The sequence below is a fragment of the Comamonas serinivorans genome (assembly GCF_002158865.1).
GTDB lineage: Bacteria > Pseudomonadota > Gammaproteobacteria > Burkholderiales > Burkholderiaceae_C > Comamonas_E > Comamonas_E serinivorans.
In genome coordinates this window covers 4,245,001-4,247,500 of record NZ_CP021455.1, presented here as the reverse complement: position 1 = coordinate 4,247,500, position 2,500 = coordinate 4,245,001, and the positions used below count along the sequence as shown (strand labels likewise).

Below are 2,500 nucleotides of genomic sequence, written 5' to 3'. Positions count from 1 at the left end.
TCAACCGAGATTCCGAAAGTAGTGGCGAGCGAAATCGGATCAGCCTTGCAAGTAATAGCACGATTGTTAGCAAAACGGGATGGAAAGCCCGGCCAAAGAAGGTGATAGCCCTGTATGGAAAAGCAAACGTGTGGTACTGAGCTTGCGACAAGTAGAGCGGGACACGTGAAATCCTGTTTGAAGATGGGGGGACCATCCTCCAAGGCTAAATACTCATCATCGACCGATAGTGAACAAGTACCGTGAGGGAAAGGCGAAAAGAACCCCGGGAGGGGAGTGAAATAGATCCTGAAACCGCATGCTTACAAAAAGTCGGAGCCCTTCGGGGTGACGGCGTACCTTTTGTATAATGGGTCAGCGACTTACATTCAGTGGCAAGGTTAACCGAGTAGGGGAGCCGAAGAGAAATCGAGTCCGAATAGGGCGTTCAGTCGCTGGGTGTAGACCCGAAACCAAGTGATCTATCCATGGCCAGGATGAAGGTGCTGTAACAGGTACTGGAGGTCCGAACCGACTAGTGTTGCAAAACTAGCGGATGAGCTGTGGATAGGGGTGAAAGGCTAAACAAACTTGGAAATAGCTGGTTCTCTCCGAAAACTATTTAGGTAGTGCCTCAAGTATTACCTGCGGGGGTAGAGCACTGTTTAGGCTAGGGGGTCATGGCGACTTACCAAACCTATGCAAACTCCGAATACCGCAGAGTACAGCTTGGGAGACAGTGCACCGGGTGCTAACGTCCGGACACAAGAGGGAAACAACCCAGACCGCCAGCTAAGGTCCCTAAAATTGGCTAAGTGGGAAACGAAGTGGGAAGGCTAAAACAGTCAGGATGTTGGCTTAGAAGCAGCCATCATTTAAAGAAAGCGTAATAGCTCACTGATCGAGTCGTCCTGCGCGGAAGATGTAACGGGGCTAAGCCAGTTACCGAAGCTGCGGATGTGCAATTTAATTGCACGTGGTAGGAGAGCGTTCTGTAAGCCTGTGAAGGTGGCTTGTAAAGGCTGCTGGAGGTATCAGAAGTGCGAATGCTGACATGAGTAGCGTTAAAGCGGGTGAAAAGCCCGCTCGCCGTAAGCGCAAGGTTTCCTACGCAACGTTCATCGGCGTAGGGTGAGTCGGCCCCTAAGGCGAGGCAGAGATGCGTAGCTGATGGGAAACAGGTCAATATTCCTGTACCGCTCAATGGTGCGATGTGGGGACGAAGAAGGTTAGCTCAGCCAACTGTTGGAATAGTTGGTTCAAGCCTGTAGTCGTGCTCGGTAGGCAAATCCGCCGGGCTTAGATGAGGGGTGATAACGGGTCTGCTTGCAGACGAAGTGAGTGATACCCAGCTTCCAGGAAAAGCCACTAAGCTTCAGCCATTGACGACCGTACCGCAAACCGACACTGGTGCGCGAGATGAGTATTCTAAGGCGCTTGAGAGAACTCAGGAGAAGGAACTCGGCAAATTGATACCGTAACTTCGGGAGAAGGTATGCCGCGAGTAGGTGAACTTGTACAAAGGGAGCCCAAAGCGGTTGCAAAAAATCGGTGGCTGCGACTGTTTATTAAAAACACAGCACTCTGCAAACACGAAAGTGGACGTATAGGGTGTGACGCCTGCCCGGTGCTGGAAGATTAAATGATGGGGTGCAAGCTCTTGATTGAAGTCCCAGTAAACGGCGGCCGTAACTATAACGGTCCTAAGGTAGCGAAATTCCTTGTCGGGTAAGTTCCGACCTGCACGAATGGCGTAACGATGGCCACGCTGTCTCCTCCTGAGACTCAGCGAAGTTGAAATGTTTGTGATGATGCAATCTCCCCGCGGAAAGACGGAAAGACCCCATGAACCTTTACTGTAGCTTTGTATTGGACTTTGAACGGATCTGTGTAGGATAGGTGGGAGGCTTTGAAGTGGTGACGCTAGTTGCCATGGAGCCGACGTTGAAATACCACCCTGGTGCGTTTGAGGTTCTAACCTTGGTCCATGATCTGGATTGGGGACAGTGCATGGTAGGCAGTTTGACTGGGGCGGTCTCCTCCCAAAGCGTAACGGAGGAGTTCGAAGGTACGCTAGTTACGGTCGGACATCGTGACGATAGTGCAATGGCATAAGCGTGCTTAACTGCGAGACTGACAAGTCGAGCAGATGCGAAAGCAGGACATAGTGATCCGGTGGTTCTGTATGGAAGGGCCATCGCTCAACGGATAAAAGGTACTCTGGGGATAACAGGCTGATACCGCCCAAGAGTTCATATCGACGGCGGTGTTTGGCACCTCGATGTCGGCTCATCTCATCCTGGGGCTGTAGCCGGTCCCAAGGGTATGGCTGTTCGCCATTTAAAGAGGTACGTGAGCTGGGTTTAAAACGTCGTGAGACAGTTTGGTCCCTATCTTCCGTGGGCGCTGCAGATTTGAGGAAGCCTGCTCCTAGTACGAGAGGACCGGAGTGGACACACCTCTGGTGTACCGGTTGTCACGCCAGTGGCATTGCCGGGTAGCTAAGTGTGGAAGAGATAAC

1 rRNA gene (cut by both window edges) is annotated in these 2,500 nt (G+C 51.8%); it reads left to right on the top strand.

Annotated features, from left to right (window positions below):
* Nucleotides 1-2,500 (top strand): 23S ribosomal RNA (locus tag CCO03_RS18180) (it extends past both window edges: 217 nt to the left, 162 nt to the right).